The sequence below is a fragment of the Lacrimispora sp. genome (assembly GCF_031982545.1).
Lineage (GTDB): Bacteria > Bacillota > Clostridia > Lachnospirales > Lachnospiraceae > Lacrimispora.
In genome coordinates this window covers 210880-236282 of record NZ_DALYXB010000007.1, presented here as the reverse complement: position 1 = coordinate 236282, position 25403 = coordinate 210880, and the positions used below count along the sequence as shown (strand labels likewise).

The 25403-nt window shown below is 42.8% G+C and carries 20 protein-coding genes; 15 read left to right on the top strand and 5 right to left on the bottom strand.

Translation table 11 applies throughout. The features are described 5' to 3' along the window. Positions 1-45: 45 nt before the first annotated feature. Positions 46-1635 carry an N-acetylmuramoyl-L-alanine amidase family protein gene (locus tag ABS301_RS13760; RefSeq protein WP_349672749.1) on the bottom strand — a complete coding sequence of 530 codons (1590 nt, stop codon included), beginning with the start codon at positions 1633-1635 and terminating at the stop codon, positions 46-48. Between the two features lie 549 nt (positions 1636-2184). Here ABS301_RS13760 and ABS301_RS13755 point away from each other — a divergent pair. From ABS301_RS13755 to ABS301_RS13730, 6 genes are all read left to right on the top strand, one after another. Beyond that, positions 2185-3519: a phosphoglucose isomerase-related protein gene (locus ABS301_RS13755; protein WP_349672748.1), complete on the top strand. Its 1335-nt coding sequence runs from the start codon at positions 2185-2187 to the stop codon at positions 3517-3519. 58 nt (positions 3520-3577) lie between these two features. Beyond that, positions 3578-5218 (top strand): ABC transporter substrate-binding protein, encoded by a 1641-nt coding sequence (locus ABS301_RS13750; RefSeq protein ID WP_349672747.1) that lies wholly within the window; start codon positions 3578-3580, stop codon positions 5216-5218. A gap of 100 nt (positions 5219-5318) precedes the next feature. Further along, the gene (locus tag ABS301_RS13745) at positions 5319-6296 is read left to right on the top strand and encodes an ABC transporter permease (protein ID WP_349672746.1); all 978 of its coding nucleotides are present in this window, start codon (positions 5319-5321) and stop codon (positions 6294-6296) included. Next, positions 6289-7158 carry an ABC transporter permease gene (locus ABS301_RS13740; protein WP_349672745.1) on the top strand — a complete coding sequence of 290 codons (870 nt, stop codon included), beginning with the start codon at positions 6289-6291 and terminating at the stop codon, positions 7156-7158. The genes ABS301_RS13745 and ABS301_RS13740 overlap by 8 nt, the downstream gene beginning before the upstream one ends. Before the next feature lie 16 nt (positions 7159-7174). Next, positions 7175-8182, top strand: a complete 1008-nt coding sequence (locus tag ABS301_RS13735) for an ABC transporter ATP-binding protein (protein WP_502877966.1) — start codon at positions 7175-7177, stop codon at positions 8180-8182. Next, positions 8183-9145 (top strand): ABC transporter ATP-binding protein, encoded by a 963-nt coding sequence (locus ABS301_RS13730; protein ID WP_349672744.1) that lies wholly within the window; start codon positions 8183-8185, stop codon positions 9143-9145. It begins immediately after the preceding gene. 60 nt (positions 9146-9205) lie between these two features. On the opposite strand, the gene ABS301_RS13725 is transcribed toward ABS301_RS13730, so the two are convergent. Beyond that, the gene (locus ABS301_RS13725; RefSeq protein WP_349672743.1) at positions 9206-9694 is read right to left on the bottom strand and encodes a hypothetical protein; all 489 of its coding nucleotides are present in this window, start codon (positions 9692-9694) and stop codon (positions 9206-9208) included. 121 nt (positions 9695-9815) lie between these two features. Here ABS301_RS13725 and ABS301_RS13720 point away from each other — a divergent pair, with 121 nt between their 5' ends. The 3 genes from ABS301_RS13720 (at position 9816) to ABS301_RS13710 (ending at position 15346) form a co-directional block, all read left to right on the top strand. Then, positions 9816-12251: a glycoside hydrolase family 3 N-terminal domain-containing protein gene (locus tag ABS301_RS13720; RefSeq protein WP_349672742.1), complete on the top strand. Its 2436-nt coding sequence runs from the start codon at positions 9816-9818 to the stop codon at positions 12249-12251. A gap of 19 nt (positions 12252-12270) precedes the next feature. Continuing rightward, positions 12271-13881, top strand: coding sequence for a sulfatase family protein (locus tag ABS301_RS13715; protein ID WP_349672741.1), 1611 nt, complete (start codon positions 12271-12273; stop codon positions 13879-13881). Between the two features lie 88 nt (positions 13882-13969). Then, positions 13970-15346, top strand: a complete 1377-nt coding sequence (locus ABS301_RS13710; RefSeq protein WP_349672740.1) for an MATE family efflux transporter — start codon at positions 13970-13972, stop codon at positions 15344-15346. Here the strand turns inward: ABS301_RS13710 and ABS301_RS13705 are convergent. Next, positions 15336-16565, bottom strand: coding sequence for an ROK family transcriptional regulator (locus tag ABS301_RS13705; protein ID WP_349672739.1), 1230 nt, complete (start codon positions 16563-16565; stop codon positions 15336-15338). The two genes, ABS301_RS13710 and ABS301_RS13705, sit on opposite strands and share 11 nt — an antisense overlap. 41 nt (positions 16566-16606) lie before the next feature. Next, positions 16607-17455, bottom strand: coding sequence for a creatininase family protein (locus ABS301_RS13700; protein WP_349672738.1), 849 nt, complete (start codon positions 17453-17455; stop codon positions 16607-16609). 177 nt (positions 17456-17632) lie between these two features. On the opposite strand from ABS301_RS13700, the gene ABS301_RS13695 reads away from it, so the two are divergent. From ABS301_RS13695 to ABS301_RS13670, 6 genes are all read left to right on the top strand, one after another. Then, complete coding sequence (locus ABS301_RS13695; protein ID WP_349672737.1) at positions 17633-19120, top strand: sulfatase-like hydrolase/transferase; 1488 nt, start codon at positions 17633-17635, stop codon at positions 19118-19120. A gap of 26 nt (positions 19121-19146) precedes the next feature. Continuing rightward, the gene (locus tag ABS301_RS13690) at positions 19147-19383 is read left to right on the top strand and encodes a polya polymerase (RefSeq protein WP_349669356.1); all 237 of its coding nucleotides are present in this window, start codon (positions 19147-19149) and stop codon (positions 19381-19383) included. A 125-nt stretch (positions 19384-19508) separates the two neighbouring features. Further along, positions 19509-20657 carry a class II fructose-bisphosphate aldolase gene (locus ABS301_RS13685; RefSeq protein WP_349672736.1) on the top strand — a complete coding sequence of 383 codons (1149 nt, stop codon included), beginning with the start codon at positions 19509-19511 and terminating at the stop codon, positions 20655-20657. Positions 20658-20672: 15 nt separating this feature from the next. Beyond that, positions 20673-21506, top strand: coding sequence for a triose-phosphate isomerase family protein (locus ABS301_RS13680; RefSeq protein WP_349672735.1), 834 nt, complete (start codon positions 20673-20675; stop codon positions 21504-21506). A 19-nt stretch (positions 21507-21525) separates the two neighbouring features. Continuing rightward, positions 21526-22998, top strand: a complete 1473-nt coding sequence (locus tag ABS301_RS13675) for a lactate racemase domain-containing protein (protein WP_349672734.1) — start codon at positions 21526-21528, stop codon at positions 22996-22998. Between the two features lie 34 nt (positions 22999-23032). Then, the gene (locus tag ABS301_RS13670; RefSeq protein WP_349672733.1) at positions 23033-24151 is read left to right on the top strand and encodes a PfkB family carbohydrate kinase; all 1119 of its coding nucleotides are present in this window, start codon (positions 23033-23035) and stop codon (positions 24149-24151) included. A 67-nt stretch (positions 24152-24218) separates the two neighbouring features. Here ABS301_RS13670 and ABS301_RS13665 read toward each other — a convergent pair whose 3' ends face one another. Next, on the bottom strand, positions 24219-25262 hold the full coding sequence (locus ABS301_RS13665; RefSeq protein WP_349672732.1) for a LacI family DNA-binding transcriptional regulator: 1044 nt from the start codon (positions 25260-25262) through the stop codon (positions 24219-24221). Positions 25263-25403 lie beyond the last annotated feature (141 nt).

The window sequence follows — 25403 nt, the reverse complement described above, 5'->3', positions numbered from 1 at the left end:
TTTTTTATGGTTTTCCTTCCTTACGGAAGAACAGAAGATATTCTTTTATAAAATGAGCTCAGGTTCGGAAATATCCAGTGTCAGATCAGCATCCTCCTGAGAGAGCTTATCTTCCTCCATACCTTTTTCCACACGGTATATATGAAAACCTGAACTGCTATTGTTAGTATCTTTTATAATTCGATACTGATATCCAGCTTCTGTTTCAGACGTTAAGCCCCCGGTTTTTACTTTCCCGTTTTTATCTACGATAAACAGGCCTGTTCCATGTTCTCCTGAGAATTCAGGAATATAAACCAATTTGAATTTCATCTCTTCCTCTGCTGTGACGGCAAGTCCTTTATAGTATAACTTTCCATTCAATATTCCGGAGACTCCCTGCCCTTGTGAATAACCATTTTCTCTCTTTTTTGAGAAATAATATTCATATTCCGTCCCGTCATTTTTTAATATCACTTTTCCTGTGGATTTAGCAGATTTTGATCCAAAATAATAATAGCCTTCTTTTAATGGGAAGGATCCATCTTTGTTATAGATATAAATCAAACCATCAACAAGCGTTCCTTTGGAATTAAAAAGATAATACTCGTTTTTAATCGTTACAAGCTGGACATGAATCAGATCATCATCTCCTCCGGATAATCCGTATTTGCCCGTTGTATCAACGGCTCTGACTTCTGTGGCACGGCTGGCATTAGACTGTGAGGCTAATGATACAGAACTTTTTGAGGCAGTCGTTATTCTTCCTTTTTTATTAAAGTAGTACCAGCATTCATCTTCATCCGGGTCTCCATTTAATCCTGGTGGAACAATAGAAAGCCATAGTTCCTTCTGGATAACCCCTATATTCTCTGCACCACAATAAAGATACTTGCTGGCATCTTCATTATATTTATCTAACAATTCCCTGTCAGTCTGGTCGTCTACCTTTACGTATTCATCACCCGTATTATAAACCCATCCATCCATCATTCTGCCCTCTGTATCAAAGCAGTATTCATAATCACCAATCGTTACCGTTGTATTTCTCCGTATCTGACCATCGCTCCGAAAATGATACCAGTATTCTGCCCCGGTACTTTCCTCATCAGAAGGGGGCGCCAGCTTAAGCCAGCCACTGGCTCTTGTTCCGTCTTCAAGGCAATAATATGTATTATTACTGCTGATATCATCTGTCAGTTCAGCCGCTTCTCCATCTGTATATGTAATCCAGCCGGTAAGCATCTCCCCGGTGTCAGAAAAGAAATATTTTTTATCACCGATTTGCTGTTTACCAGTCATCATTTCACCATTTCGGTCAAAATAATACCAATATTGATTTTTATCAGAGAAATCATCCCAGCCCTCCGTATTGATCCATGTATTTTTCACCCGAAGACCATCGGAATCCACATAGTATTTTTCATCTCCATCGGAGACCCAGGAAGCAGTGGAAAGCTTTCCGCTTTCACCAAGATAATAATAACCGCTTTCTCCCTTTTTCCATGCGGATTTTATATATTCCCCATTTTCTTCATAATGCCAGCCATATTCTGTCTCCGTCCAGCCATCTGCTCTTGATACCATTGGAGTATCTAAAAATACAATAGCTGCCGTTAAAATAATGAACGTATTTTTTGTCCGGTTTATCTTCAAGTGTTACCTCCCTGGTTATATTATCTGCAATTAGGTTTTTTAAATTGCGGACTATTTATCTCACAATAATCACCTCCTGTTCACCGTGTTTTAATTTATAAACATATTACGCCTATATGGTATAGTACATATTAAAATTTGTAAAGCATAATTTGTACATAAAAGATACAAAACAGGTGTTAATGATAGATTATTATTAGTAACGAATTACAAAATAACGAATTTATTGGTAATTGATACTATTTATTAATAAAAAATATTAAAATTTGAATTAACACGATAAATTAGTATAGTCACTCATACAGCAACTGGATTCCAGATATTTCCAGACCATCATTGTTAACAATAAAAAGTATTGTACCGAAAACATTTCATAGAATGGTTATCTAATGCAATTTGTCGAGAAAAGTAAATGATTGTAAAAAATGCACAAAATACATGCCATAAATTTATGAAAATTCACATCTTGAATAATGATTGGATGTAAAGTAATATTAGTATAAATTAAATTAATTAATTAATTGCTTTTACATTTATTCGAGGTGAAATATGAAAGAATTAAGTATGGAATTAATAGACGGTTCCTCATGGCTATCGCCGGAGGAAATTGCCAGTGGTGTGGAAGAATATGCCTCTTACCTTGAAGAAGTAAAGTATGGGGAAGAACAGTATGAAGAAAATCTTGGCTGGCTTGATGTAGAGGAGTGGGCTGGAGAAAAGTGGATCACGTATTACCAGGAATTAGCAGCAGATGTCAGGAAGAATGCAGATGCATTCGTAGTTATTGGTATCGGCGGATCCAATCAGGCAGCGCGTGCCGTGGTTGATGCCATAGGAGAGACAGGCCCGGTTACAATTGTATGGGCAGGGAACAGCATTTCCGCAGACAGCATACGAAGTGTGTTGCAGGAATTAAAAGGAAAGAGTGTATACATAAACGTAATTGCAAAGAATTTCGAAACACTGGAACCTGGCATTGGATTTCGAGCTCTGCGCAGTTTCATGAAAAAAGAATACGGTGAAGAATATGTAAAACGGGTGATCTGTACTGGCTCAGAGGGAAGTCATTTAGAAAAGCTCTGTAAGGTGAACGGATTTCACTTCCTTCCGTTTCCTGCTAACATTGGAGGGCGCTTTACGGCTCTCTCCCCGGTAGGACTATTCCCCATGGCTGTGGCTGGAATTGATATTGGTGCAATTGCCAGAGGTGCACAGCTCATGCGTCAGCGTCTTCTTAAGGAAAGCGCCACTGAAAGTATGGCTCTGGAATATGCGGTTATAAGAAATCTGCTCTATCAAAAGGGGTTCAGCATGGAGATGCTTTCTTACTTCGAACCGCGGTATTTTCGCTTTGCAAAGTGGTGGATGCAGCTGTTTGGCGAAAGCGAAGGAAAAGACAACAAAGGCTTATATCCTCTGTTTGGAAACTTTTCTGAGGATTTGCATTCCATCGGTCAGTTTTTACAGGATGGATCCAATGTGATTTTTGAAACATTCCTGGAAGTTCAGGATACAGGGTCATCTTATGTTCTGCACAATGATAATGTGGATGATCTGTTTGATTATTTAGACGGTAAGGATTTTGATGAAATAAACCGGGCAGCATTTGAGGCAACAATAACAGCACACAGTAAAAAGTTCCCGTGTTTGAAAATAAGCGTCCCTGCTGTTGATGAGGAAACGTTTGGCCAGCTGTTTTATTTCTTTGAGTTTGTATGTTATTTGTCAGCAAAGATTCTTGGGGTTAACCCGTTTGACCAGCCAGGTGTGGAAGCGTATAAACAGTATATGTTTCAGGCCCTGGGAAAAAATGAAAATAAGATTCAGGCAAACGGTTATGGGGCAGCTGTCGGTGGCAGAAGTGCCAGTGGTATCTCTTTTTAAGATCAGGTGCTTAAAAAACACTTGAAATAATAAGGCATCAGAGAAGGAGGAATTTTTTATGAAAAAAGGTTTTAAGAAAATTTGTTCGCTTGCCCTGGCTGTGGTAATGACAGCTTCTACGCTGGCAGGCTGCGGCGGATCTAAGTCAGAAACGACTGAAAGCAGTGCAGGCAGCAGCGCCGCAGCTGAAAGTACAACAGCAGGCACTGGGGGTACTCAGGCAGCAGCTACAGGCGGCGATGGTGTATTGGATATCGGTTATAACCAAATGGTGGAAAGTTTAACACCTTTCAGAGGCAATACTTTAAGAAATGCTCCGTTTATGACCCAGTTGTATGAATCTCTGGCAGTTGTAAATGAAATCCGGGAAATGGAGCCTCTGATTGCAAAATCATGGAAGACAGATGATGACGGATTTACATATAATATTGAAATCTGGGACAGAGTAAGTGATTCTGCAGGAAATAAAATCGATGCATCTGATATTGTATGGTTTATGCAGGAATCCATGAAACGGGCATTAAAGCCTGTATTTGCAAAGGTTGAAAGTGTGGAACAGACTGGCGACTATACATTGACAGTTAAGATGAAATCCAATATCGTGGGTACATTTGAATCTCTGTTAAGAGATACATACGCAATCTCTAAAAAAGCATTTGAAGCCAGCTCTGATGAATTCGGCGCATCACTGGTTTCCACATCACCTTACATGATCACGGAATATACAGCAAATTCCAAACTGTCTTTTGAAAAGAGAAGCGATTACTGGCAGGATGAAGCAAATATGCCAAAATGTGTACGTCCTTCTGTTAAGAAGCTCAGTTACCACTGTATTACAGAATCTTCCCAGATGGCAATTGCTCTGGAAACCGGTATTGTAGACATGGTAATGAATCTTGATCCGTCTTCTGTAAAACAGTTTGCTGACAACAAAGATTACACCGTTGAACTGGCAGATGGTTCTCAGGGATATCAGATGTTTTTCTCCGGCGCAGACAGCAGTGCAGTTGCAAATAATGTGAAACTGCGTCAGGCGATCTGCTACAGCGTAGATGAGAATGGTCTGATTGCTGGTCTGCTTCAGGGCTATGGTACACCGATGTATGATGTATGTCCTCCAATGTTTAACGGATTTAACCAGAAGTGGATGGAAGAAGACTATTACAATTACAATGTTGACAAGGCAAAACAGCTGCTTGCAGATTCCGGCTATAACGGGGAATCAATCAGCATCCTTACAACCAGTAACACGTTATCCCAGAGAATGGCGCAGATGCTTCAGAGTTACTTAATGGCAATCGGCATCAAGGTTGAATTAAAAATTGTTGATATGGCGTTATTTACTTCTATCCGTCTCGATGGTACTCAGTATGACATTGTACTTAATACAATCGGCGGAACATTCTTAAGTGACCACTGGTCTATCCGGTATGACCCTGCTGCTTATAAAACCGGAGATGCAACAAGCCGTCATGACAATACTCTGGCAGAACTTTTATATAAGACCTGGACACCAAGCGGCTATACAGAGGAAAACATTGACGCAGTTCATAAGTATATCAAGGATAATGCAATTGCTTATGGAATGTTTAATCCCCAGACGATTATAGTAATCAGAAAAGATGCAGGTCTGGAGAAAGAAGTACTTGAGTACCAGGGTTATATTGCTCCGGCATCCAGTACGTTTACCAATTATTAAAATTATCAGAAGCAGAACAGTTTTATACTAATTCTAAGCTGAGGTGCGCAGATAAGCACAACAAGGCTGCGCACCAGTCAGCTTCAATGGAGAATAATATATGTTAAAATATGTATTGAAACGATTGATCTGGATGATACCGATTGTTCTGGGAGTTGCAATTCTCGTTTTTATTATGATGACCTTCTGCCCAGGAAAGCCGGAGGAAATTATCCTTGGTCCTTCCGCGACGGAAACAGAACTTGCTGCGAAACGTCTGGAACTGGGACTGGATGATCCGATTGTGCTTCGTCTCGGCCGGTATATGAGTGATGTTTTTATCCATTTTGACCTTGGAAAGTCCTGGCTGACCAATGTGGATATTACCAGTTCTATTAAGGAACGTCTTCCAAGAACATTGATGCTGACTGTTACTACCTTATTAATATCCGTTGGTATTGGTATTCCATTGGGCGTGATAGCTGCAATCAAGCAGAATAAATGGCAGGATTCTCTTTGTATGGTGCTTGCGCTGATAGGTGTGGCAATCCCCAATTTCTGGCTTGCGTTGCTGCTGGTTTTGCAGTTTTCCGTAAAACTCAACTGGCTCCCTGCGTTGGGAATCGGAACCGGGCTGGCTGGAATTAAATTTTACATTCTGCCTGCAATTTCCGGAAGTACAGGAGGTCTTGCAAGCTGCGCCAGACAAACCCGGTCTGCCATGTTAGATGTAATCCGTGCCGATTATATCACAACTGCCCGTTCAAAAGGTGTACCGGAACGGGATGTAATTATGAAACATGCCTTAAAAAACAGTTTAATCCCTATTATAACTGTTATGGGAACCATGTTCGGTCATTTTCTTGGAGGAGCGATGATTATTGAAACCATTTTCGCAATTCCGGGTATGGGTACCTATATCATCGGTGCTGTAAACAGCCGTGATTATCCCATTGTGCAGGGCGGCTCCATTTTCCTTGCAATCACATTCAGCTTCTGTATGCTTATTGTAGATTTACTTTATGCACTGGTAGATCCGAGAATCAAAGCCCAGTATGCATCAGGCAGGAAGAAAAGGAAGGTGAAAGCAAATGCCTAAGACGACCGGACATGCCAAGAATCAGGGTGGTTTTACAGCTGTTATGAGACAGATGAGTAAGAATAAAGCTGCAATGCTTGGCCTTTTAATTCTCTCAGCTGAAATCATTCTGGCAATCCTGGCACCTTACATTATACCTTATGACTATTCCTTTATGGACATGGCAAACATGTTTGCCACACCATCATTTTCCCATCTGTTTGGATGCGATGATATGGGAAGAGATATATTCAGCCGTGTGCTCTTTGGCGCAAGGTATTCCATTTCCATCGGTATTATAGCGGTTGCCATTGGTTCCGTTATTGGCTGTACCATTGGTGCAATTGCCGGTTACTTCGGCGGGCAGGTGGACAATCTCATCATGCGTTTTTTGGATATTATTCAGGCGATTCCCGGAATGCTTTTAATGATCGTTATTTCTGCCGTACTGGGTCCTGGTTATTTTAATACAATCGTCGCATTATCCATAGGAAGTATTTCCGGTATGGCCAGAATGCTGCGTGCCCAGATGCTGAAGGAGCGGGAAAACGAATACATTGAAGCTGCCCAGTCCATTAACTGCAGCAAATTCCGGATTATTACAAGTCATCTGCTTCCCAACTGTATTTCACCCATGATTGTATCTGCCACGATGGGAGTGGCGCAGACCATAACCATGGCCGCTGGTTTAAGCTTTATCGGTCTTGGTGTTCAGCCTCCTATTCCTGAATGGGGTGCCATGTTATCAGCAGCCCGCCAGTTTATTCGTCAGGCTCCTCATCTGGTTTATTTCCCAGGGCTTGCGATTGCAGTGACAGTACTTGCATTGAATTTACTGGGAGACGGCTTAAGAGATGCTCTCGATCCCAAATTGAAGAATTAAGGAAGGAGGAACAGCTGTGCATCAGAAAGAAATCAATACAGATATGCCGTTCCTTTCTATAAAGGACTTAAAGGTGGAATACAAATCGGATGGCCAGATTGTCCATGCCGTAAATGACGTAAGCCTTCAGCTTGAGAGGGGAAAAACCCTGGGACTGGTCGGTGAGACCGGTGCAGGGAAAACTACGATTGCAAAATCAATCCTTAGGATTTTACCCGATGTTGGCAGTCATATTGCAAATGGTGAGATTTACCTGGAAGGGGAAAATCTCTTGAAATTATCAGAAACTGACATGAGAAAGATCCGCGGAAACAAGGTATCCATGATATTTCAGGATCCCATGACAGCGCTAAACCCTGTTCTTCGTGTCGGCGATCAGATCGCAGAAGTAGTGAGTCTGCATAGTGACAGCAACAATCGGTCAGAACATGAAAAACGGGCAAAGGAAATGCTTGAAATTGTAGGGATCCCTGCAGAGCGTTATTATTCATACCCCCACCAGTTTTCCGGCGGTATGAAGCAGAGAGTTGTCATTGCCATCGCTTTGGCATGCAATCCCGACCTACTTCTGGCAGATGAACCAACGACGGCTCTCGATGTGACCATACAGGCTCAGGTGCTTGATCTGATCGCAGAGTTAAGAAACAAATATAACACTGCCATGCTGTTAATTACCCATGATATGGGTGTGGTTGCGCAGGTTTGCGATACTGTGGCAGTCATCTATGCAGGCAGCATTATTGAGTATGGAACAAAGCAGCAGATTTTTAAACACCCCTCCCATCCGTATACCATCGGTCTGTTCGGCGCAATCCCCGACATGAATGAGGATGAAGAATGGCTGCATCCAATTGACGGACTGCCGCCGGATCCAACCAACCTGCCTCAGGGCTGCTCCTTTGCACCAAGATGCAAATTTGCAACAGATGCATGCCGGAAGGAACCAATCAGCATGAACAAGACTCAGGATGGACACGATTGCCGCTGCTGCCGAATCGAAGCCGTTATGAAGGGGGAGGATTAAATGAATCCGGTTATTGAAGTAAAGAATTTAAAAAAATATTTTACAACTCCCCGCGGTATGCTTCACGCTGTTGATGATGTCAACTTTACCATTGAAAAAGGACGTACTCTGGGCGTTGTAGGAGAGTCAGGCTGCGGAAAATCCACCCTGGGAAGAACCATTATCCATCTCCATGAAAGTACAGAAGGACAGATTTTATTAAACGGAAAAGATGTCACCAACTTAAAGGGGAAGGATTTACGACAGGCCCGTGAAAAAATGCAGATTATTTTCCAGGATCCATATTCCTCTCTTGATCCACGTAAAACCATAGACAGCACAATCCGGGAACCCCTGATTGTATCAAGGCGTTTTACAAAAAGCCAGATTGATCAGAAAACACAGGAATTAATGGATCTGGTTGGTATAGATGAACGGTTGAGAAAAGCATACCCCCATGAACTTGACGGCGGACGCAGACAGCGGGTGGGAATTGCCCGTGCGCTTGCATTAGAACCTGAGTTTGTGGTATGTGATGAGCCGGTATCCGCTCTTGATGTATCAATCCAGGCACAGGTACTTAACCTTTTAAAAAAGCTCCAGAAGGAAAAGGGTCTGACCTATATGTTTGTTACTCATGACATGTCAGTGGTACGCCATATTTCCGATGATATTTGTGTTATGTACTTAGGACAGGTTGTTGAAAAATGCTCTTCAAAGGAACTGTTTCAAAACCCGCTTCATCCTTATACAAGAGCATTGCTTTCTGCAATCCCATCCACAGATATTGATAAACCCAATAAGCGTGAGATTCTCCGCGGTGAAATCACATCGCCGGTCAATCCAAAACCAGGCTGCCGCTTTGCGGCCCGCTGTCCCTATGCGAAAGAGGAATGCTCAAAGCAGCAGAAACAGGAAGAAGTATCCCCTGGACATTTCGTGACATGCTGCCGCCTGGAGGAAATAAGTTCCTCGTATAATTAAGGAAAAAGACTCCAAAAACGCTAAGGAAGAATCAGTGTTTTTGGAGTCTTTCTGGCAGGATCAGAAATGAAGGTCGCCTGCGTTATAGGTCTGGATCTTATTGCTGAACCGCATCTGTATTTCATCTAAGCGCTGTTTGGAATAGGTGAGATAAATCAGGTCCTTTGGCGGCCAGTGAAGCATCATGTCAAACCGGTCTTCGTCTGTTAAAGCTGTTTTTGAAATGTAAATATAGAGTGATCCGGTATTCTTGGAATCTTTTCTGGTAAAAAGCTTCGTTCCTGCCACACCCACTTCCCCAACTTCACCCCAGGTGTAGGATTGAAGCCTTTTCCAGGGGAGAAAGCAGCGAACGCCTGTCTGGTCCACACAAACGGAAGCAGCGTAGGTGAGCATTGGCTTCACAAAGAGAAGTCCGATCAGAAAAAATACGGCAGCTGAACCCAGACGCGAAAGGATGATCAGGCTGATAACAATCATAAGAGAAAACAGGACGGTGGCAATGCTTACTGCAGCCTTAAAGGTATCGACAAGGTATGTTTTTTTCATGTGGTAATAGTCCTCTCATTAAATTAAACAATTTAAATAATTAATACCATTATAACCAATGAACCGTATTGTGTCAAATTGCAAAGAGATAAAAAAATATAAATAAATGGAGGTATTTGATATGGAATTGTACAAGGACCCACACCAACCCATAGAAGCGAGAGTGGAGGATCTTCTTTCCAGAATGACTCTAGAAGAGAAGGTTGCCCAATTATGCGGTGATTTGCCGGCTTCATTTATTGAAGATGGAAAAGTAAATACAGAGCTTTTAAAAGAGAAGTTCCCTGACGGTCATGGACGTTTTACTCAGTATTCCATTGTTGGTCTGGTAAGTCCGGAGCAGATATCCAGAATCAGCAACCAGATTCAGCGTTATTTTGTGGAAGAGACCAGACTGGGAATACCAGTTGCGTTACAGGCAGAGAATCTTTGCGGTTATCCTGCAGCAGGGGGCACCCTTTTCCCTGCAATGATCAATATGGGATGTACCTGGGAGCCAGAGCTTGCCAGTAAGATGAGTGAAATTATCGGACAGGAGAGCCGCAGTGTGGGAATTACCTCCGCCATGAGCCCGGTAATCGATATCGTTCAGGATCCCAGGTGGGGAAGAACTTATGAGACCTTTGGAGAAGATCCTTATCTGACCAGTCAGTTCGGCGTTCACTATGTAAAAGGAATGCAGGAGCAGGGCGTCAGCTGTATTGCAAAGCATTTCCTGGGATATTCCTCAACACAGGGCGGTTTAAATACTTCAGCATGCCGTATGGGAAAACGGGAGCTTTATGAGATATTTGCAACACCTTTTGAAGCAGCGGATAAGCTGGCAGGACTGGATGCCATGATGGCAAATTATGGAGAGATCGATGGGCTTCCTGTGATTGTGAACAAGGATATTATTGAAAATCTGCTTCGTAAGACTATGGGCTTTGATGGAGTTTTAACGTCTGATGGTGCGGCGGTACTGAAAACCCATCAATACTTCAAGGTAGCGAAAACCTATGAAGAGGCAGGATATCTGGCAAAAAAAGCGGGTACGGACACAGAGATTCCTGTAGGAGCAGCCTTCCGTCAGCTGCCAGGGTATGTACGGTCTGGCGAACTCAGTGAAGAATGCATTGATGCATCTGTCCGCCGTGTGCTTACGGTAAAATTCAAACACGGCCTGTTTGAGAATCCATATTGCGAAGCAGAGAAGGTTACCATGGCATTATGCAATGATTCAAAGAATGAACTGAGTGAAGAAATTGCAGCCAAATCAATGGTTCTGTTAAAAAATGACGGCGTACTCCCCCTTAAAAAAGGAACAAAGGTAGCGCTAATTGGCCCCCATGGGGATTCACTGCGGTATCCGGTGAGCGGTTACACCTATCCGGCATATGTTGAAATGATGAAGGCAGGTGCCAGCGGCCAGTCAACTGGTTTTAACGGTCTGGCTGATGAGCAGGAAAAAGCACAGAGCAGTGAAAAGAAATACAAAGGACCTTTTGCAGTCATGTTTGATATGTTCTCAAAGGAAGAACAGGACGCCATGAACGATATGGAATCAGCGTTAAGAAGGACAGGAACACGCAGTTTAAAAGAAGTTCTTACAGAGCGCTTCACGGTATCCTATGCACAGGGCTGCAGCATTATCGGAGAAGAGACAGATGGTTTTGCCGAAGCAGTGGAAGCAGCCAGAGAGTCAGATGTGATTGTGATGGCATGCGGCGGAAACTCAGGCTGGGTCAATGTAACCGGAGGTGAGGGGAAAGACCGTCAGTTCCTTGACCTGCCAGGTGTTCAGCAGAAGCTTCTGGAAGCAGTTGCAGCAACAGGCAAACCAGTAGTTCTGGTGCTTTATGGACCAGGTGTATTTGCTGTTAACTGGGCACAGGAAAACTGCGGAGCAATTCTGCAGGCATTTATGCCCGGTCCGTTTGCAGGTAAGGTTATTACCGATGTGTTAGACGGAACAACAAATCCCGGAGGAAAGATGACAATGACTGTACCCAGATCAACGGGACAAATCCCCATCTATTATAACCACCGCATCGGATCCGGTTATAACAGCGGAGGAGATATCACCGCTTCTTCCATCTTTTCCGGAGGATATGTGGATGGTCCTGCCGACCCGCTCTACTGTTTTGGACATGGTCTCAGCTATACCACATTTGAGCTTTCTGATCTGGGATTATCTTCAGCTGAAATTCCCACAGACGGAAAACTGGAAATCAGCTGTAACGTAAAAAATACCGGTAATGTTGCCGGCGATGAAGTGGTACAGCTTTATACCAGTTTTACTGAGGCTCATGTAACACGTCCAAGCAAGCAGCTTTCCGGATTCCTCCGTGTGTCCCTGAAGCCAGGAGAGGTAAAACAGGTTGTATTCCATCTGGATATGGCACAATTAGGCTATTACAACGAATGTATGGAGTTTGTGGTTGAGCCGGGAAATATGCACCTTATGGTGGGAACAAGTTCAGCAAATCTTACGTTAAACAGCCGTGTGCTGATGACTGGAAAACCCGCAGATATGATGGGCAGACGCTCTTATGTATGCCATACAGAAGTTCATTAGTTAAGAAGGAATAAAACTTATGGAGAAGAGACCTCATATTATTATCTTCAATCCCGATGAAATGCGTTCTGACTGCCTTGCTCATCTGGAGCAGAATAAGGCAGCCAGGACTCCGTTCTTAGATGAATTTGCCGGGTCGGAAGCTGTATCGTTTCGTAATGCCTTCTGCCAGAATACGGTATGTGTTCCCAGCCGGTGCAGCTTTTTTACCGGTCTCTACCCCCATGTGGGCGGGCATCGTACCATGCAGCATTTGCTGCGCAGCCATGAATCAAGCCTGTTTTCCGAATTGAAAGATGCAGGTTATTATGTCTGGATGAACACCCGGAATGATTTAATTGCAGGGCAGATACCAGGGCTTATGGAAGAGCATGCAACTGAGATCTACTATGGGGAGGAATGTCCCAAGCCGCCGGGGCCGGAAAAAAAAGATTTTCGGGGGCAGATGGGAGATAAGAACTATTACTCTCATTACGAAGGCAGGCTGTTGACCGATGAGAACGGAATCCATTATTCCAATGATGACGGAGTGGTGGATGCAGCGATTGACCGGATATTTCACCGGGTCAATGACCAGCCGTTATGTATGTTTCTTGGCTTAATGTATCCCCATACCCCCTATGCGGTGGAAGAACCCTATTTTTCAGCCATTGACCGAAGTTTGCTGCCCAGACGTGCGGCAGCAGGAAGAGACAAGCCGGAGATGGAGTCAGCCCTGAAAGATCTCATGGCTATGGATTCCTATACGGAGCAGGACTGGGATGAGCTGCGTGCCTGTTACTTAGGGATGTGCATGAAGGTGGATGAACAGTTCAGACGCTTATGCGGTGCACTGAAGGAAGCTGGAATCTACGACGATTGTGCTATCTTTTTCCTGAGCGATCACGGTGATTATGCAGGTGACTTTGATTTACCGGAAAAATCCCAGAATACGTTTGAAGATTGTCTCACTAAGGTTCCGCTGCTTATAAAACCGCCTAAGGGAGAGCCGGTTGATGCTGGAATTTCTGATTCCCTGGTAGAACTGGTGGATTTTTATGCAACTGTGATGGATTATACCAATACAAACCCCAGTCATGATCACTTTGGAAAGTCTCTTAAGCCTGTTCTCATGGACCGGAGTGTACAGCTGCGTGATACCGTTTTTTGTGAGGGCGGCAGAATGCCATGGGAAACACAGGCCGATGAATACCATCCGGCAGCCGGCAGTTCCGGTGTAATTCCAAAAACCAGCATGTACTGGCCAAGGCAGACAGCCCAGCTGGACGCAGATGCCCATTGTAAAGGAACCATGATACGGGATCATTTTTATAAATATGTTCACCGGTCAAACGGCCGCCATGAATTTTATGACCTTCAGTCTGATCCTCTTGAAGAAAATAATGTTTATGGTGAATCTGTACATGAAACAAAAACAATGGAACTGAAGCTTCGTCTTCTGGACTGGTATCAGCAGACCTGCGATGTAGTTCCAAGGGATTGTGACAGGCGTCTAAGCGATCGAATGATGTGGGCGAAAATAAAGCAGTATTGTCCGCCGCACCTTGAAAAAAAAGTGTGGGAAATGATCCGGGATGGTAAGGGGATGGCCTATATCATGGCGCAATTGACGGCGGGAACTGATGAGTAAAAAAGTATAATTAATTTTATGAGATAGAACTGCATAACAGAATTATGCAGTTCTATTTGCTCATTTTAGTGGTACGAAAGGTAGAAAAATGGATAATAGTATAAATTTAGGAGAAGAAAGAGTAGGAAAGCTGCTCTTGAAGCTTGCAATACCTTCTGTCATAGCGCAGCTGGTCAGTATGTTATACAATGTGGTTGACAGAATTTATATCGGACACATGCCCGAAACAGGAGACATCGCTTTAACCGGTCTGGGATTGTGCTTCCCAGTCATTATGATTATTTCGGCTTTTGCAGGTATGATTGGCCAGGGAGGTGCACCGAGAATTGCTATATTTATGGGAAAAGGACAGCAGGAGGCTGCGGAAGAGGTGCTTGGGAATTGTGTGACGGTTTTAATCATTTTATCACTGTTACTTACAATTATTTTAGAACTATCATTGGAGCCAGTTTTACGGTTATTTGGGGCAAGTGACAACAGCCTGACATATGCCCTTCCCTATTTGCGTGTTTATATCCTGGGAACTGTTTTTGTTATGCTGACAATGGGATTAAATGCTCTCATCATCACCCAGGGCTATTCAGGGATCGGCATGGCGACTGTTATGATTGGTGCAATTTTAAATATCCTGTTAGATCCGCTTTTTATCTTTGTATTTAAAATGGGTGTTGCGGGGGCAGCTGTTGCAACTGTTATTTCACAGATGGTATCAGCATTATGGGTCTTACATATTCTGATTTCGTGTAAGACAAATCTAAAAATAAGATCTAATTGCCTGATGATCAGGCCAGCTGTAATAATACCGGTATTATCTTTGGGCTTTTCTACTTTTATTATGACAGCTACGGAAAGCGCTTTGAGTATTGTATTTAATATATCACTTGCAAAGTATGGAGGTGATCTGGCAGTTGGTGCAATGACGATTATCGCAAGTCTTATGCAATTTCAGACGCTTCCCGCTCAGGGGATTGCACAGGGCGCACAACCTATTATAAGTTTTAATTATGGGGCGGGTAAAGTAAAACGAGTTCGGAAAACATGTCAGTTGCTGTTTTTGTTGGATTTTGGTTACACATTCATCTTTTGGATTTTGCTTTATTGTTTCTCTGAATCTTTTGTAAAAATATTTAATAACAGTTCTCAGGAATTAATAACCATATCTGTGGAAGCAATCTATGTTTATTTTGCAGTTTCCGGTATATTTGGAATCTTAATAGCAATTCAGAGAATATTTAATGCTCTTGGTCAGGCGAAACTGTCTCTTATTATTGCATGTTTAAGAAAACTTATTTTGCTTATTCCCCTGATTTATCTTTTACCCATGTTTTTTGATGATAAGCTGTTTGCTGTGCTTCTGGCAGAGCCAGTTTCGGATTTTTTGTCGATTAGTATTGCGATTGTATTATTTGCATTGAATATCAAAAAAATTCTAATACGAGGCTGCTCTCATGAAGCTATTCAATGAAAGTTTTTAAATCATTTTGTACCGCGGCAGCAGCAGCTCCTAAAGCACCGCTATAGGTATCAGGCTCAACAAACATAAAGTTGGTATCAATATCAGTGGCTGTATATAAATTCCGATGAATAACATCCATGAGCTGATCTTTGTTCTTCTGATTCTGGAAGATGTTTCCGTCAATCAGAATACATTTGGGTCTTACGAAATTATCAATATTGGCAATTCCAATTCCCATGTGATAAACCGCATCTTCCAGGATCTCAATCACACTCTGGTCTCCTTCAGACTGGGCTTTAATTATCTCATATATGGTTGGAGATTCAGGATTCGCGCAGATGCCGCGAAGAATATCTGCCTTGCCGTTACTCAGTTTGCTGATGCAATTGGAAATGATCGCCCGTTCACTTGAAAATGCCTCAAGGCAGCCGTGGTTACCACATCTGCAGAGAGGACCGTGAGAGTCAACCACCATATGTCCCACTTCGCCCTGGCCGATGATAGATTCCCGAAAACGATCATGAGTATACATCAAAGGACAGGCAATACCTGTTGAAACCATAAAGTATGCAAAGGAGTGATAGTGGTCCATTCGTTCATGATCAAATAAATAGGAGCCATAGGCTCTTGCGCAGGCATTGTTTTCGATTGAGACAGGTCCGTCGTAGTTAAGCAGCCTGGACAAATCGCCTTTCAGATCTTTGTTTTTCCATTCGTAGCCTGGAAGGACAATGAGTTTTCCCTTGCTGCGGTCGACGAGTCCCGGTATGCAAAGTCCAATACCAGCGATTTTCGCCTTTGGTATTTTACTGGACCGAAGCAGCTTTTTAACCAGTTCTGAAGTTTCTGACATGATTTCATCATAATCACTGTAGGCCGTATCATCTGCAATTGCTTTTATCAGTTTACCACGGTAATCCGTGATACAGGCACGGCGCATAGTACCGCGTGTTTCAATTCCAATAAAATATCCGCCATCGTCTGAAATATCAATGAGAGATGCCTTTCGCCCAAGGGTTTTTCCGGAAGCTTTTGTGTTTTCCACCTCTTTAATCAGTCCTTTGGAAAGTAGAAAATTCACAGTGGTAGTAATTGTAGGGAGGGTAAGTGAAAGCTTTTCTGATATTTCAATTCTGGAAATGGGGCCATCGTGATAAATCATCTGGCGAATCGCGGACTGATTCGTGACCTTAACTCTTGATAAATTATTTCCATTGGCAATCTGCATGTTATTTGGATCCTTTCTGTATATGTATCAAATATTTTTTCTTATTTTAAATGAGGATAACGGGGAATGATACGCTTCTCAGTTGCAAGATCAATCTGGTTTAAGTCGTCGATTACCTGTTGGGGATTGAAGAAGCGGACAAAGTCATCAATCATTTTGGTTCCCTTAAGAGCGAGTTCATCACGTTCGGCAATGGATCGGCAGCCTTCCCCGCCGCCATGGTCTGAAAATTCTTCATAGAAAAATCCTACATTACCAGGTGAGGTAGCAACGGCATTTAGTCTTTGAACCGCTGATTTCAGGGGATTTTCGGAAGCGGCATGAAACGGTTCTTCCTCCTGCCCTGCATCAGGATCAACAAAGAGGTAATCCAGCTGGTTCATCTGTTTATAAGCGCCGTACATAAGCTCTTTGAAAGGTATGTCTGTTACCTGCCAGCCGTTATCTTTTGCAATTTGTATCGCCTGCAGCAGGCTGATATGAACGAACGGGACTTTTTTGTCATGAAATGCATCCATAATAAAACTGTTGATTGTTAAATAGGCAGGGCCATGACCGGAGACATAAATCTGCTTACGAAAGCCCTGCTTTAACAGGCTGTCAGACAGCTGCCTCAAATAAGAAGCACCTTCTGCAATGCTTAAGTATACCGTACCCCGTCCTGTCCGTGTCGCACCCGGATAAAAGAAGGGAAGACCGGTTAATGACAGGCTGTCGGTGGCTTCGGCCATCTTTTCCGCAATTGCTTCCACATAAATGGTTTCACAATCAAGTGGTAAATCACCATGAAGCTCCACAGTTCCCACAGGAATAAAGATAACATCTCTGCCACGGTCTAAATACTTTTCAACTTCAACATTTCTCATTTTATTTAAAATATGTGTTTTCATATTTCCTCCAGGGCTGTTTTGCAATAATTAAATGATTTAATATTCATAATAGCAGAATAATTAAGAAAATACAAGTTTTAGAAAATATTTGTTGACAGTAGATATTGAAATTATTTCGTTGTAATGATATAATAAATTAAATTAATTAAAAAATAGAACGGAAGGAAAATAAACGTTATGATGGACGTTTTACTCTACATGTCAGATCAGCATTCCTACAATTTGCAGGGGTATGCCGGAAACAAGATAGTAAGAACTCCCAACTTAGATCGCATAGCCAGGGAAGGGACAGCACTTACCAATGCATATACGGCATGTCCACTGTGTGTACCAGCCCGGGCCTCCATGATTTCAGGACAGCTTCCCAGTAATAATGGTGTTTTGTTTAATTTTAACTCCATTCATTCTGACAGTGCTACCTTTCTTCACAGCCTGACGGTATCCGGTTATGAAACGGTACTTTGCGGCCGCATGCATTTTGTCGGACCCGATCAGCGTCATGGTTATGCAAAGCGCATTGCAAAGGAGAGGACTCCCGTATTTCACAACAATGCTCCAAAAACAAAAGAGGAGATGGAAAACAAATCAAAAGTAACGGGATTTGATGAGAACAGCTCGCTTTACTATATCGGCGGCGGGGATTCTCCAGTTCTTGCATATGACCGCTATGTTGTAGATGGAGCACTGGATTACTTAAGCAGGGAACATGAAAGACCGCAGTTTATTACAGTAGGAACCTATGGACCCCATTTCCCTTATGTGGCTCCGGAAGAACTCTATGAGTATTATTATGACAAAGTCTGCCTGGAGGATGTTTCAGAGACCTATGAGGGGCATCCCGCTCTTGATGGTAAATTTACTGAAGCAGATCCGGAAGTGGCCAGAGCAGCACGTGCGGCTTATTACGGTCTGGTTGAGCAGCAGGACCGGCATATCGGAACAGTATATGAGGCATTTCAGCAATATTTAAAACGGACTGGTCATGAGGGGATATTTATTTATGTTTCCGATCATGGTGATATGAATGGCACACATGGATATTACGGCAAGCAGGTATTTTATGAACCGTCAGCCCACATTCCTTTCTTAATTCAGGGGAGTAATATTCCAGCCGGGCGAAGGATTGACAGCCCCACCAGCCTTTTAGATATGGGGCCTACCATCTGCGGATTGACCGGAGCGGAGATTTTAGAAGGGGATGGGAAAGATATTTCTGCCCAGATCAGGGAGAACAGCCAGGATGAAGACCGGATGGTAGTCAGTGAACTGTATACATATTTAAGCAATGGAGAGACCTCCCTTGGAAGGCTGGTTCGTTATCAGCAGTGGAAGTATATTACTTATTCAGGATTTCCAGAGGATGACGTGCTCTATGATTTAGAACAGGATTTAAATGAAGAGCATAATGTAATTGCCCGGTTTCCTGAGATTGCAGAAAAACTCAGGCAAAAGGCTGATTCCTATAAAAGTTATGATCAGGTGATGGAACACGAAAACTGGGTGATGAAGCAGCTTCGAATCCTGATGAAATGCGATTATGATAATCCCGATGAAAGATGGATTCCGTCTGGTCTTAAGGAACTTGAGAATCCGGTTAAAAGCAAGAAACCATTTCAGCCCACACCATGGGCAGTACTGATGAGAAAACGGCTGAATGAACAATAAATCATAAAACCAGGGAGGAAATAACAATGAGAGTGAAACAGATTAAAGACATCGATGCTTTTTTCAGGGCGCTGGCAACCTGCCAGGGAAGAGTGGAACTGATTACAGATGATAAGGATGTACTGAACTTAGCATCAAAGCTGACCCAGTTTATCGGTCTTACCAGAGTTTTCAGTAATCCTGAAATAGAATCCTATGAAATCGTCTGCTATAACGGAGAAGATTATCAGAAGATTAAAGAATATCTGGTTCCAGCAGAATAGATCAATCATTACAGTTACGAAAAAAGGTTTACGAAAACGTTTGACTAAAGAGTTATAGAAATGGAATTTTTAATCAACTATAATTTGATAAAGATCAGAGTGTACAGTCGAAAGGGGAAAAAACTATGCCAATTATACCATTAAGACCTCTCTTGGAGGCAACCGACAAATATCAGTTCGCACAAGGCGCATTCAATGTAAATGCAGTATCCCAGATTAAAGCAGCAATTGAGGTTCATGAAATGTTAAGAAGTCCGGTCATATTACAGGGAGCAGATTTAGCCAACGGTTTTATGGGCGGAAGAACAGATTTTTTAAACTCAACCATTGAGGACAAACGCATTGGTGCAAAGAACATCGGAGCAGCCGTCTATAAATATGGTGCTTATTCACCCGTTCCCATTGTTCTTCATTTAGACCACGGAAAAGATTTTGATTCAGTAAAAGCAGCAATTGACGGCGGTTATACTTCGGTAATGATTGATGGTTCATCACTTCCCTTTGATGAGAACGTGGAACTGACTCGTGAGGTTGTTAAATATGCACATGAACGGGGCGTATCAGTAGAGGGGGAACTGGGAGTTCTGGCCGGAGTGGAAGATCATGTGTTTTCTGATGCTTCCACTTACACCAATCCCATGAAGGCAATTGAATTTTTCAAAAAAACAGAGGTTGACTGTCTTGCAATTTCCTACGGAACCATGCATGGAGCGGTAAAAGGCAAGAACGTAAAACTCCGCAAAGAAATCGTCATTGCAATCAAAGAATGCTTAAGACATGAAAAAATATTTGGAGTATTAGTATCCCATGGCTCCTCAACTGTTCCCAAATATATTGTTGACGGGATCAATTCTCTTGGCGGTGAGATTACCAATGCAGATGGCATATCAGTAAATGAAATCAAACAGGCAATTGCATGCGGGATAGGAAAAATCAATGTTGATACCGATTTGCGTCTGGCAGTAACAAGGAATTTACGGGAATATTTCTATCAGCATCCGGATAAGAAAAACAGCCCATCCGTTGGGAAAATATATGAACTGATGGAAGAAAAGAAATCTGCATTTGATCCCAGGGTATTCCTTACCCCTATTATGGATACGGTGATGAAGGGGATTGAAACGGATGATGACATCCGAACACTGGGAGAGTGTATCGAACAGGGCGTAAAGGAAGTTGTCGGAACTTTAATTGTGGAATTCGGCTCTGTTGGCAAAGCGTCTTTGGTGGAACAACTGACTACCGATGATATGATCCGTAAATATAGAAAGTAACCGGAAAGGAATGCCATGAAGCATATATTTTTAAATTTAAAACGATTTGATATTCCAAGGGAATACAGCGGAGTTAACAGCATAGCCAGCCCAAAGGAGTGGGGCGCATATATTGTTGGTAAAGTCCAGGAAGAGTTGAAAGAGTATAACGCCGATGACGTGGAGTTTGTAATGTATATGCCGGAAGCGCATATTATCAATGCGGTTCAGGAACGGAAAGAAGATTCAAACCTTAAGATCGGCTGTCAGAGTGTATTTCGTGAGGATACGGCCAAAGGAGCGAACTTTGGTGCCTTTACCACCCAGAGAACCGGCAATTCCATGAAAGCAATTGGCTGTGACAGCACAATTATCGGTCATTTTGAGGAAAGAAAGGACAAGTCAGGTATTTTGTCCGAAGCGGGAGTAACCGACTCTGATGCAGTGAACCGTATTTTAAACAAGGAGATTAAGGCAGCAATCCAGGCGGGGCTTTCCGTGCTTTACTGCATTGGTGAAACAGCTGACCAGCAGGAGAACTGGAAGGAAGTTTTAAAAAGTCAGCTGACCATCGGGTTAGATGGGGTGGACATCAGTAAAGTGGCAGTCGCCTATGAGCCAGTATGGGCCATCGGACCTGGAAAAACACCGCCTGACAGGGAATACATAAGAAAAATAGCCTGTTTCATCAAAGAAGTAAAAAGCGGGATTGCGGTAACCTATGGCGGGGGACTAAAAACGGACAACGCCGGCATGCTCGCCTCCATCCCTGAAATTGACGGAGGCCTCATCGCACTTACGAGATTTTCGGGAGACATTGGTTTTTACCCGGAGGAGTATCTGGAAATTATACGTACATATTTAGGATAGAGAAAGAGGGGTGCTTAAAATGAAATTACAATTTGAATATGGACATGGTTTTGTCAATGCCGAACTACCGGATGACACCGATGTATTTATACCTGGAGAAACCATTGCGGATCCGCCTTATATACCGGAGGACCAGCTGGAAGCCAGGACCCTTGAATCCATTCGTAATCCAATCGGAATGGAACCGTTAACCAAACTTGGAAAAAAGGGATCAAAAGTAACAATTATTTTTCCAGACAGGGTAAAGGGCGGAGAACAGGCTACGGCTCACCGTAAAATTTCCATAAAATTAATTCTTCAGGAATTATACAGTGCAGGAGTGGAAAAGAAGGACATTCTTTTAATCTGTTCCAATGGTCTCCACAGGAAGAATACAAAGGAAGAGATTTTTAATATCCTGGGAAAGGATTTATTCCATGAATTCTGGTTCACCCATCAGATTATTAATCACGACAGTGAAGATTATGATCACCTGGTTGATTTAGGAGTTACAGACCGGGGCGATCCGGTCATCATGAATAAATATGTATATGACAGTGATGTTGCCATCCTGATCGGACATACCCAGGGCAACCCCTACGGTGGCTATTCCGGCGGCTATAAGCATTGTTCTACCGGAATTACCCACTGGAAGTCCATTGGTTCTCATCATGTTCCTGAAGTTATGCACCGGGCTGATTTTGTTCCGGTCAGCGGAAAATCATTAATGAGATCAAAATTCGATGAAATCGGCGAGTATATGGAAACCTGCATGGGCAAGAAGTTTTTCTGTTGTGATGCCGTGCTTGATACCAACTCCAGGCAGATTGAAATTAACAGCGGTTATGCAAAAGAGATGCAGCCTGTTTCCTGGAAAACAGCGGATAAGAGAACTTACGTGCCATTTGCTGAAAAGAAATATGACGTTATGATTTTCGGAATGCCTCAATTCTTTCATTATGGAGACGGAATGGGAACCAATCCGATTATGCTGATGCAGGCTCTTTCTGCACAGGTGATCCGTCATAAGAGAGTGATGAGCGACAACTGTGTCATTATCTGTGCTTCCACCTGCAACGGCTATTTCCATGAAGAGTTATGGCCATATACCAGACAGATGTATGAGATGTTCCAGACGGATCACATGAATACACTTCCTGATATGAACCGCCTTGGAGAATATTTTGCCACAAACGAAGAGTATATCAGAAAATACCGTTATACCAATGCATTTCACCCGTTCCACGGCTTTTCCATGATTTCCTGCGGACATCTGGCTGAGAAAAATACTTCGGCCATCTACATTGTGGGAGCAGAACAGCCAGGTTATGCCAGAGGAATGGGATTAAAAACAAGAGCAACCATTGAAGAAGCACTGGCTGATGCAAAACTCAAATATGTGGGATCAAATCCGAATATCCTGGCACTTCCAAAGGCTTTTAAAACAGCAGCTGTTCATCTTATGATGAAGGACGAGGTATACAGCGGAGACAACATGTATCATCATCATTAATATTTTAAAACATGGAATAAGGACTGGTGGATTAATGCAGCATAGTAAATGGGTTACGATGGAAGAAGGAATTTTAGAAGCGTATATAAGGAACCTAAGCGGGGAAATTGTTCTTGGAATTGATGGTTTCATTGATCAGGTATGGCAGGTTGTGGAGACAAGAACCCAGGATAACAACTACATTCTCATTGATAAAATGCAGGAGTTTGGAAATCTCATTGTAAACCGCAGGGAAGGCGGTATGGCAAATGAGCTGATTAAAAAGAGAAGAAGCTATGGCGGGTTTACCGCCAATACCGGAAAAACTCTTGGAAATATGAATTTGCCCACAACCCTGATTGGAATGTATGGAAAAGAAGAAATTGATAAGATCTTTCATGATCTGCAGGAGAAATGCAATCTGATCTCCGTTGGGGATCCAGTCGTCAGTACAATCCTTGAATTTACCGACGGAAAAATAATGATGCCCAACTTAGACGAACTGTTAAACTTTACATGGCAGGACTTCTTACGCATGATCGGGCATGAGCAATTACAAAAGATTTTATTAAATGCGGATATTGTATCCCTGGGTTACTGGTCTAACATGCCTGATTTTGACACCTTTATGACGGAACTTACCGAGAACTATTTTCATACAAACCGGCCCAGAAGATTATTCTTCGATTTTGCAAATATTAAGAAGCGGAGCAAAGAGGCGATTCATGGAACCTTCCGCGTTTTAGAGAGAATTAACCATAAAATTCCGGTGAGTCTCAGCTTAAATGAGCACGAAGCTGTTATATTATTTTCCTATTATGACCGGAAATTCTCTGAGAACAGTGAAGAGTTTGCCGGGGATACCGAGTTCATCAGGAACATAATCGGGCTTGATGAGCTGATTGTACATACCCCTCAATATGCAGTGATGTCATCGAAATCAGAGGGAGTGGAATTACTGGAACAGGATTACTGCGATGCACCAGCTATAACCACAGGAGCCGGGGATACGTTTAATGGCGGATACATTGCCGCCTGTCTTGGCGATTTAAAGGCAGTGGAACGTCTTGCCATTGCCAATGCAGCAACCAGGTTTTATATCAGCAACAGCCATACACCCGACAGGCAGGAACTGATCTCAGAGATAAAGCGGATTAAAAAAGTTTTAAGCTGAAGCCTGAAATGAAAAAAGGAATCGGAACGCAATTACGTTCCGATTCCTTGTGAAAAAACTGGCATGGTTATGTTCTTCGGATCCTGCTTAATTTGCAGCAGCTTTCTCTTGTGATAATCTGAAACGGGAGTTCTATAGTGGCATGAATACCTTTTCCATTCTCAATCCGGTCAATCAGGATCTTAGCCGCCATCTTTCCCAATTCCTCCATTGGAATACGGATTGTGGTAAGCATGGGAGACAGGTACTGGGCAGTATCAATATCATCTATACTGATGATTGAAAAATCCTGTGGTACGCGAAAACCACAGTCTTTAATGGCTTTCATTGCACCGATTGCAGTGGAATCATTGGCACAAAATAACGCGGTGACAGTTTTTTCCTCATGTTTCTGGAGAAATGCTTTTACACCGTTATATCCCCCCTCCGGGGACATGGGGGCTGCTATGATATGTTCCCTTAAAACAGGCAGCTTTAAGTCTTTCATGGCATCCAGATACCCCTGGTATCTTAATTCTTTCTGCTTTTCTCCCACATAAGCAATGGAACTGTGACCCAGCTTATGAAGGTATTGAATTGCCGCCATAGATGCCTGATATCCGTCGCTTACGATCTGATCAAACTCGGTATCGATTTTATTCAGTCCCACATAAACAACGTGTTTATACTGCTTTTTGATGAATTCCAGCAGATCCTTATCGAACCGGCCCAGAACTGCGATGCCATTTACCCGGTTGTTTGTTATGACCTGATAAGTGGCGGCATCGTTTATATCATAAGCGGAGAAGGAATATTTCATAATATATCCCTGTCTGTAAACCTCCTGTTCAATGGATCTTGCTATCTTTGAAAAGAAGGGATCATCAGTGGTGCTGTTTGACCGTGCAAAGATACAGCCAATTGTTTTCACAGGGGCCGAAAGGCCATCGGGATCTCTGTTCAGCTTTAAATTACGTGCTGCCGTATTGGGCGTGTAATTGGTTTCCCGGACAATGCGCCATATGGTATCCTGTACTTCTTTGCTGGCGGCTTTGGAATTGTTATTATTTATTACACGGGAAACAGTCGATACCGACACACCCGCTAAATTTGCTATTTCTTTCAATGTCATGGAAGCTCCTCCTGTAATGCAATTATACAGGATTTAGTATAACATTTCGATTACTGTCTATGCAAACGTTTGAGTAAAATTGTCACATATATTTGTGTAAAAATGTTAGAATGAATCTCACAAACAACAGGAGGCAGCAGA

Coding starts and splice junctions, on each gene's coding strand:
- ABS301_RS13680 (WP_349672735.1), top strand. CDS start 20,673: ATGAAGCATATATTTTTAAATTTAAAACGATTTGATATTCCAAGGGAA.
- ABS301_RS13675 (WP_349672734.1), top strand. CDS start 21,526: ATGAAATTACAATTTGAATATGGACATGGTTTTGTCAATGCCGAACTA.
- ABS301_RS13730 (WP_349672744.1), top strand. CDS start 8,183: ATGAATCCGGTTATTGAAGTAAAGAATTTAAAAAAATATTTTACAACT.
- ABS301_RS13665 (WP_349672732.1), bottom strand. CDS start 25,262: ATGACATTGAAAGAAATAGCAAATTTAGCGGGTGTGTCGGTATCGACT.
- ABS301_RS13725 (WP_349672743.1), bottom strand. CDS start 9,694: ATGAAAAAAACATACCTTGTCGATACCTTTAAGGCTGCAGTAAGCATT.
- ABS301_RS13755 (WP_349672748.1), top strand. CDS start 2,185: ATGAAAGAATTAAGTATGGAATTAATAGACGGTTCCTCATGGCTATCG.
- ABS301_RS13690 (WP_349669356.1), top strand. CDS start 19,147: ATGAGAGTGAAACAGATTAAAGACATCGATGCTTTTTTCAGGGCGCTG.
- ABS301_RS13745 (WP_349672746.1), top strand. CDS start 5,319: ATGTTAAAATATGTATTGAAACGATTGATCTGGATGATACCGATTGTT.
- ABS301_RS13715 (WP_349672741.1), top strand. CDS start 12,271: ATGGAGAAGAGACCTCATATTATTATCTTCAATCCCGATGAAATGCGT.
- ABS301_RS13720 (WP_349672742.1), top strand. CDS start 9,816: ATGGAATTGTACAAGGACCCACACCAACCCATAGAAGCGAGAGTGGAG.
- ABS301_RS13705 (WP_349672739.1), bottom strand. CDS start 16,565: ATGCAGATTGCCAATGGAAATAATTTATCAAGAGTTAAGGTCACGAAT.
- ABS301_RS13750 (WP_349672747.1), top strand. CDS start 3,578: ATGAAAAAAGGTTTTAAGAAAATTTGTTCGCTTGCCCTGGCTGTGGTA.
- ABS301_RS13685 (WP_349672736.1), top strand. CDS start 19,509: ATGCCAATTATACCATTAAGACCTCTCTTGGAGGCAACCGACAAATAT.
- ABS301_RS13740 (WP_349672745.1), top strand. CDS start 6,289: ATGCCTAAGACGACCGGACATGCCAAGAATCAGGGTGGTTTTACAGCT.
- ABS301_RS13710 (WP_349672740.1), top strand. CDS start 13,970: ATGGATAATAGTATAAATTTAGGAGAAGAAAGAGTAGGAAAGCTGCTC.
- ABS301_RS13695 (WP_349672737.1), top strand. CDS start 17,633: ATGATGGACGTTTTACTCTACATGTCAGATCAGCATTCCTACAATTTG.
- ABS301_RS13700 (WP_349672738.1), bottom strand. CDS start 17,455: ATGAAAACACATATTTTAAATAAAATGAGAAATGTTGAAGTTGAAAAG.
- ABS301_RS13670 (WP_349672733.1), top strand. CDS start 23,033: ATGCAGCATAGTAAATGGGTTACGATGGAAGAAGGAATTTTAGAAGCG.